Raw genomic sequence first — 6,928 nt, 5'->3', positions numbered from 1 at the left:
CGACGGACGAAATGTGACGGTTCCCCGTTATCGGGTCAGCTGTAAACAGCACTCCCGAGACGTCCGGAGAAACCATCTGCTGGACGACGACGGCGAGCGATACGTCCTCGTGCGAGATTCCGTTCTCCGCTCGATACGCGATTGCTCGGTCAGTGAATAGACTCGCCATACAGGCACGGACGCGGTCGATGACCGCATCTTCTCCCCGTACGTTTAGGAACGTCTCCTGTTGCCCGGCGAACGAGGCCTCGGGGAGATCTTCAGCGGTCGCACTCGACCGTACCGCGTACGTCGAGGACGTTTCGTCCGTCGTGAGCATTCTCCTGATGGAGTTCCGAACTTCGTCCGGGAACTCCAACGCCCGTATCTGCCTCCGCAAGGTCGCACCGGCGTCTGCAATCGCTTCTGAATTCGTCGGCTCGAATTCGGAGAGCGAAGCAATCGCCGCTCTCGTCGGTGTATCGATGAGCTGTTGATATGCGACGGTTTGTTACACAGAATCCATCCGGAATCGGAAACCCCGACGTCGCTAGCCGAGCGAGGTTCGCTCCTTTCCCGCCGACGAGCTCACGGTCAGTCGCTTCAGAATCGTTCAACGAAGACGACAGCCGGGTCGTCAACACGTTCTCCGCCGAGTTCACTCATGGAATCCTCCACGGAGTCCTGCTTTCGTGTCGGAGGGTCCCCCACGGAGTCCTGTTCTCGCGTCAGTCCGGCCGCGACGGCCGCAATGAGTGTCTCTCGAACCGCGGGATATCGTTCTTCCCCGATTCGTTCTCTCTGTTGGGCCAGCCGAACGACAGCCCTGATCGTATGGGCGATCGTTTCCGGGTCCGGTCCGATAACTTTCCCTTCGTTGTACCATCTCTCGATGTGAGGAAGGAAGAAGTCGATCGCTCTCTCTCGTTTCTCGGATACTTCTTCGTCCGAAATCCGTTCGCCTACACGGGTCAGTTCCTGTTCTTCGATGAGGACTCGGCGGAATATCGGATTGGACTCCATCTCGCTGAGAGACTGTTCGAGTAGTGCTGCGATTGCAGTCTCCGGGTCGTCGTGTGTCCGAAACGATTTCCCCAACAATCGGGGAATTACTTCTTTGCTCTCTTGCTCTAAGATATCGATGTAGAGCGCTTCTTTGGAGTCGAAATACTGGTAGAAGGTACCGGTGCCGATGTCCGCCGGTTCAGTGAGTTCCGCTATCGTCGTCTTGCGTATTCCCTGTCGTGTGAACAACTCTCGACCGGTATCACGGAGCGATTCTCGGACTCGTTCTCGTTTTTCCGCTGAAAATGAAGGCATAGTTTGTGGTGGGCTTCGATGGGACGACCTGGTTCGTGACGACTGAATATGTGCTATCTGAATATTTGAGTATTTCGTTCAAACGTTCATAACGAGTCGTTCCCGTCTCGGAGACCGGTGATAGAATGCATCTCATAGCGCTGGCCGGGAGCGAGGATGAAAGTCCGCGTGGAGAAATCCTGTTTAGCAATTCCGGCATCCGTTCCCACAGGAGGTGTCCACGAACGATTCAGCGTCAGGGATTTTCGGAGCAGACGCCATCCGTCGTCGTCATCGGTCGATAGCGGTTCGACTGACGGCACTGACTGACGAATAGCCGACGAGCGACGCCGCCGACGAATTTCCACCGAGTGATTTAACGGAATGGAGGCCCACGATACGAAATACGAAAACTGATGGTCCCAGATTTCTTTACCGCTACCGTCGTGGCGCTAGCAGTCGGGGTCGGGTTCGCGTTCACCTACTTCGGCTACTCCTTCGTGACGCAACTCACCTCGCTCGTCGGCGGTCTCGGCGGTGCCCTATTCGGCAGTTTCGCCGCTCGAACCCTCGCCCCCGCATTCGGCATCGGGTCGCCGAACCTGTTGCTTGTGTCGCTGGTCGGTGCCCTCCTCGGCGGCCTCATCGGGAGTCGGGTGGCCCACTCCGCCCAACGGTTCGCCATCGTCGGGGGGAGCGCCCTCGCCGCCGCCTCGGCGGCGTACGCGTCGTTCGGGTCGGGTGGAGTCGAAACGATTGCCCTCCCGATGCTCGACGGGGCCGCAGACCCGCTCGTCGGGTCGCTTCTCGTCGGCGGCGTCACGGGGATTCTCGTCTGGCGGTTCTACCTGCCGTTCCTGACCGTCGTGACGAGCCTCCTCGGGGCAACCATCCTCCAACAACTCGCGCGCCAGTGGGGGAACGTCCTCCCGGTGTTTCAGGCAGACGTGTGGGCGATGCTCGGGACGAACGAGGTGTTCTGGCTCCTTCTCGTCGGGTCGGGCGTCCTGATCCAGTATCGCCGCCATCGCCGCCTGAAATCCCACGTTCGGTTGCGGCGGCTCTCCCCCGGACGGTCGCGGTGAATCGACTTTTATTCCCGTATTAGTACTGTTCGACGATTTTCAGTTCATCGCACTGTCGGACACCACAAAGCTTTCACCAGATGTGATGGAAACTATTTGTGAATCCACATGTCCCCCTGGTTGGTCACCTACACGTTCAGAGATGGGAGCACCGTCCGCCGCACCCTCGATGCTCCGACGATAGACGACGCGTACGAAGCGTCCACCCTCCCGAAGACTATCGGCGACCGCGTTCTCGACGGGATAACCATCGAGGAACGAGCGCAGCGATCCGACGGCCACCGCACGTCGATACGGTTCGGCGAAGAGGAGCGAGGTACGGAACCCACGCCGCAACCGCGGATGGCGGAGTCCGGCGAGCGCGTGCGGAAAGTCGCGGGGGATACGTCGTAAGCGACCCGTCCACGTGGACGGGTCGCTGAAGATATCATTCGAAACGAACCGGTAGGTCAACCGCCCCAATACGACGAATGACTCCTTTCGGACACTATCGATTCTGGCGTCTCGAATTCGAATGATTCTCCACCGACATCCACGAGGAACGCGCACCTACTCCACGTCCTCGAACGCTTTCAACACGACCTTGCTCAGCGACGGGTGGATGTGAATCGTCTCGGTCACGTCGCCGACGGTCCCGGACCCGCTCGCCAGCGCGAGAAGGACCTCGTGAATCAGCGTCGAGGCGTCGGTACCGATGATGTGACAACCGAGAACGGCCCCGTCAGGGTCGGCGAGCACCTTGACGAAGCCGTCCCGGTCCTTGAGCGCGTTACCCATCACCGTCTCCCGGTAGTCACATCGACCGACGGCGTACTCCCGCCCAGCATCCGCCAACTCTTGTTCCGTTTTTCCCGTTCCGGCAATCTGCGGTGACGTGAAAATCGCGTGGCCCATGCTCGTATACTCGACCGCCTCTCGCTCTCCGTCGAGGGCGTTTTTCACGACGTACTTCGTCTCGTGGTCGGCGGCGTGTTTGAACTCGTAGGTCCCGATGACGTCACCCTGCGCCCAGACGTGTTCCGCGCTCGTCTCCAGAAACTCGTTCGTCTCGACGTAGCCGCGGTCGTCGAGTTCGATACCCGCTCGTTCCGGGTCGAGACGGTCCGTGTTCGGCCGTCGTCCGGTCGCAACCAGCATCTTGTCGGCCGTGACCGCGACCGGTTCGCCGTCCTCCGCGGTCGCCGTGACGGTCACGCGTCCATTCGCTTGGGAGACCGCGGTCGCCTCGTAGCCCGCGTGAACCGTGTGGCGACGACGGGCGATTTCGGTGAACGTCTCCGCGACGTCGCGGTCCTCGTTCGGGACGAGCACGTCGCTCCGACCGATGATGGTGACGGCCGTCCCCAGCGCCTCGTAGAAGTAGCCGAGTTCCGCGGCGATGTAGCCGCCCCCGACGATGACCAGTCGGTCGGGTTGGCTGTCGAGTCGGAGCGCGTCGGCGCTCGTGAGATAGTCCACGTCCTCGATGCCGTCGATGGGCGGAATCGACGGGCGCGCTCCGGCGGCCACGACGACTTTTTCGCCACGGATGCGCTCGTCGCCGACGTTGAGGGTTCGCTCGCCGACGAACCGCGCGTCGTCGCGGAACAGCGTGACGTTCTCGCGCTCCTCGTCGGTTCGCTCCATCCTCCGCGATTTGCCGTCCACCGCTCGGGTTACCTCGTGGACGATGCGGGGAAAATCGATCCGTTCAAGGTCGGCGTCGATGCCGAACTCGCCCGCTCGCCCGACGGTTTCCGCCACGTCCGCCCGGTGTATCAGCGTCTTCGACGGGTTACAGCCGCGGTTGACGCACGTTCCGCCGATAGGCCCCCGTTCGACGAGCGCCACGTCCAATCCGCGGTTCGCGGCCGCGAGCACCACTTTGTTTCCGGTTCCCCCACCGATAACGACGACATCGAACTCCTCCATTCCGTTCACCCGAACTCCGTACGACGAGGAGGGTCAAGAATCCCCGAGGCGTTCCTTAGAGGAGTCGGTCGCCGCTGACCGTCACGGACACCGAATCGACCGTCTTCCCGTCGAAATCGACGGCGGTGAGCGTGGATTTCCCGACGGGCAGGAAGACGCTCTTCGACGTTTGGCCGCTGTAGACGCCCGCCGTGTCGAACTCGCTTCCGCTCGAACTGACGACCACGAGGGTCCGAACGCCGTACTCCGTCGTCGCTGACGGCGTGAAGCTCACTTTCGCGTTCACGCGACCGCTGGCCCACGGTTCGCTGACGGAGACCGCTTTGAACACGGTCGAATCCTCGATACCCGTTACGCGGACCGTCGGGCTGAGAGTCAGGCATCCACTCGTTCCGACGATTCCCGCGGCGGCCGCCGCACCGAGGAACGCTCGACGTGAGCGTCGGTTCTCCACTTCGTTCGCGTCGTCGTTCCCCGTCATCGCTGTGAATCCCGCAGGATGAGCGGTCCGATGGCGAGGGTTCGTTTGGCGACCGTGGCGATACGGAGGATGTACGAGACGAGGAGCATGAACGGAACCAGCGTGACGCTGAACGCCGCGCCGACGACCAGCAGGATGTCCGAAAATCCGAACGTCGTTCCCGTGAACGTCCCGCTGCCGACGAACGCGAGCATCGCACCCGCCACGAACAGCGCGGGAATCGCGGCGTACAGTATCATCTGCGAGAGGTCGATGAGCGCCCACTGGAAGTAGAGCGTCTTGATGTGTTCGCGTGCGGGGCCGAACATGGACAGCGAGGTCTTCAACCGCTCGAAGAGTCGATACTGGTCGTCCGTGAGGTCGTCCCGATACTCGTCTCGCATCCGTTCGACGTGGAATATTTTCCACGAGTAGTTGAAGTTGAGCGCCGCGAACAGCACGTCGAACGTGCCGAACGTCGCACCGTCGAGTTGTTCTTTGACGGTATCCGCGTTCCCGGTGAGGCTGTCGATGAACTCGTCGAGTTCGCCGCGCAGTTCCTCGTTTCCGTCCCGTTCGACGGAGTTCCGAAGTTCGTTCGCTCGTTCCTCGGTCGTGTCGATTATCTCGCTCAGGAACTTCGACGGGTCGGACGGCGTGGTGTGGCCCAGCATCTCGCCGACGAAATTCCGGAAGTCCATCGCGTCGCTCATCCGTCCGCGCTGGTCGCCGAGCGGACCGTTCTCCTGTGAGATAACCAACTGCGTGATGGTGACGACGAGCGTCGTCGCGGTGATGTTCGCGCCGAGCATGGTCGAGAACATCGTCTCGATGGTGTCCGATTTCGCTATCTCGGACCGCAGGGGCGGGTAGAGGAACGTCCCGGCGATGACGAACGCGACGAAAAAGAGCAGGACTATCGCACCCGTTACGAACAGTCGTCTCGCGCCGAGAACGACCCAAAGCTTTGCTCTGCTCTCGCCCGCCCGCTCGCGCATCGTGTTGGCGGTGCTGATCTGGTCGCCGTTGTCGTCTCGCTCACTCATTCTCGTCGTCGTCATCCCTCCATGCCGGTCGCTTGAAGACGAGATACTTCGTCCCGCCGCCGACGTATTCGATGGTCGTCACCAACTCCCAGCCGTCTTCGCCGAGGTCGTTCAGGTCGTTTTCGGGGTCGATGGATTCCTTTTTCGTGCTTCCCCGCGGCGGCCTGATGGTGTGGTATTCCCACCGCTCGGTCGCTCGTTTCGCCATGGATGGTTTTCTTCGGGGGAGGGAAGGAATAGAATTGTGGCCCCGAACTGTCGCGTAGCGGTCCGCGAGACTACAGGTCGAGGAACTCCTCCGCGTTCTCCCAGAGTATCTTCCGCTGGACCTCCTCGGGGAAGTCGAGGTCCTCGAACTGGTCCAACCACTGTCCGGGGCGAATCATCGGGTAGTCCGTCCCGAACATCACTTTGTCCCGCAGGAGCGTCTTCGCGTAGTGGAGCACTTGGTCGTCGATGTACTTCGGAAGCCACCCGGAGAGGTCCATGTAGACGTTGCCCTTCTGCTGGCAGATGGCGAGTTGCTCCTGTTCCCACGGGAACGCGGGATGTGCGAGCAGAATCTGGAGATCCGGGTGCTCGGCGGCCACGTCGTCGATGAGCATCGGGTTTCCGTACTTGATTTTGAGGCCCCTACCGCCTGGTGCACCCGCGCCGAGTGTCGAGTTCCCGCCGTGGAAGACGACGGGAACGCCGAGGTCCTCGATGGTCGAGAACAGTTCCTCGTGTTCGGGAGCGCTCGGGTCGAAGCCCTGAGCTATCTGTTGGAATTTGAACCCGGAGAGGTCGAGGTCGTTGACGACGCGTTCGGCTTCCTCCACGCAGTCGTCCTTCAGGGGGTCGACGCTGCCGAAGCCGATGAAGAAGTCGTCGTACTCGTCGCGGACTTCAGCGACGTAATCGTTCGGCACCGGCGGGTTTCCGGTGTTGGTCTCGGCGTCCCAGCCGAGCAGAATCGTCCGACCGATTCCGGCCTCGTGGTACTCCTCGACGAGCGAATCGTAGGTGTCCGTCTCCATCTTCGCGCCGAACTTGTCCGCGGCGTCCTCCATCATCTGCCCGCCCGCGTCCTCCAAGAACTCCTTCGTCGGCTGGTGGGCGTGCGTGTCGATAATCCGCGGTTCGTCCTCCGTTTCGAGTACGTCGAG

The 6,928-nt window shown here is 61.3% G+C and carries 9 protein-coding genes; 2 read left to right on the top strand and 7 right to left on the bottom strand.

The genetic code is table 11. The features are described from left to right. Positions 1-442, bottom strand: a 442-nt coding sequence (locus BG842_RS27345) for a PEP/pyruvate-binding domain-containing protein (protein WP_303645359.1), incomplete at its 3' end; no start/stop codon positions are given. A 140-nt stretch (positions 443-582) separates the two neighbouring features. Beyond that, positions 583-1,299: a TetR/AcrR family transcriptional regulator gene (locus tag BG842_RS08265; RefSeq protein ID WP_069450402.1), complete on the bottom strand. Its 717-nt coding sequence runs from the start codon at positions 1,297-1,299 to the stop codon at positions 583-585. Positions 1,300-1,694: 395 nt separating this feature from the next. Between BG842_RS08265 and BG842_RS08260 the strand changes: the two genes are divergently transcribed. Both BG842_RS08260 and BG842_RS08255 read left to right on the top strand, forming a co-directional pair. After that, a complete protein-coding gene (locus BG842_RS08260; protein WP_069450401.1) occupies positions 1,695-2,363 on the top strand; it encodes a hypothetical protein in 669 nt (222 codons plus the stop codon). A gap of 108 nt (positions 2,364-2,471) precedes the next feature. Beyond that, positions 2,472-2,756 carry a hypothetical protein gene (locus tag BG842_RS08255; RefSeq protein WP_007978974.1) on the top strand — a complete coding sequence of 95 codons (285 nt, stop codon included), beginning with the start codon at positions 2,472-2,474 and terminating at the stop codon, positions 2,754-2,756. Between the two features lie 156 nt (positions 2,757-2,912). Here BG842_RS08255 and BG842_RS08250 read toward each other — a convergent pair whose 3' ends face one another. The 5 genes from BG842_RS08250 to BG842_RS08230 form a co-directional block, all read right to left on the bottom strand. Continuing rightward, positions 2,913-4,274, bottom strand: a complete 1,362-nt coding sequence (locus BG842_RS08250; protein ID WP_069450400.1) for a dihydrolipoyl dehydrogenase — start codon at positions 4,272-4,274, stop codon at positions 2,913-2,915. A 55-nt stretch (positions 4,275-4,329) separates the two neighbouring features. After that, the gene (locus BG842_RS08245) at positions 4,330-4,755 is read right to left on the bottom strand and encodes a hypothetical protein (RefSeq protein ID WP_069450399.1); all 426 of its coding nucleotides are present in this window, start codon (positions 4,753-4,755) and stop codon (positions 4,330-4,332) included. Next, complete coding sequence (locus BG842_RS08240; RefSeq protein ID WP_069450404.1) at positions 4,752-5,780, bottom strand: hypothetical protein; 1,029 nt, start codon at positions 5,778-5,780, stop codon at positions 4,752-4,754. Before BG842_RS08240 ends, BG842_RS08245 begins: the two co-directional genes overlap by 4 nt. Beyond that, a complete protein-coding gene (locus tag BG842_RS08235) occupies positions 5,773-5,988 on the bottom strand; it encodes a DUF4177 domain-containing protein (RefSeq protein WP_007978981.1) in 216 nt (71 codons plus the stop codon). Before BG842_RS08235 ends, BG842_RS08240 begins: the two co-directional genes overlap by 8 nt. A 70-nt stretch (positions 5,989-6,058) precedes the next feature. Continuing rightward, on the bottom strand, positions 6,059-6,928 hold an 870-nt coding region (locus BG842_RS08230; RefSeq protein ID WP_394327464.1), incomplete at its 5' end, for an amidohydrolase family protein.

Origin of the sequence: Haladaptatus sp. W1 (genome assembly GCF_001723155.1) — an archaeon.
Taxonomy (GTDB): domain Archaea; phylum Halobacteriota; class Halobacteria; order Halobacteriales; family Haladaptataceae; genus Haladaptatus; species Haladaptatus paucihalophilus.
The sequence above is the reverse complement of the archived record's forward strand: the minus strand, read 5'-3'. Positions and strand labels throughout refer to the sequence as shown.

Coding starts and splice junctions, on each gene's coding strand:
- BG842_RS08265 (WP_069450402.1), bottom strand. CDS start 1,299: ATGCCTTCATTTTCAGCGGAAAAACGAGAACGAGTCCGAGAATCGCTC.
- BG842_RS08260 (WP_069450401.1), top strand. CDS start 1,695: ATGGTCCCAGATTTCTTTACCGCTACCGTCGTGGCGCTAGCAGTCGGG.
- BG842_RS08255 (WP_007978974.1), top strand. CDS start 2,472: ATGTCCCCCTGGTTGGTCACCTACACGTTCAGAGATGGGAGCACCGTC.
- BG842_RS08250 (WP_069450400.1), bottom strand. CDS start 4,274: ATGGAGGAGTTCGATGTCGTCGTTATCGGTGGGGGAACCGGAAACAAA.
- BG842_RS08245 (WP_069450399.1), bottom strand. CDS start 4,755: ATGACGGGGAACGACGACGCGAACGAAGTGGAGAACCGACGCTCACGT.
- BG842_RS08240 (WP_069450404.1), bottom strand. CDS start 5,780: ATGAGTGAGCGAGACGACAACGGCGACCAGATCAGCACCGCCAACACG.
- BG842_RS08235 (WP_007978981.1), bottom strand. CDS start 5,988: ATGGCGAAACGAGCGACCGAGCGGTGGGAATACCACACCATCAGGCCG.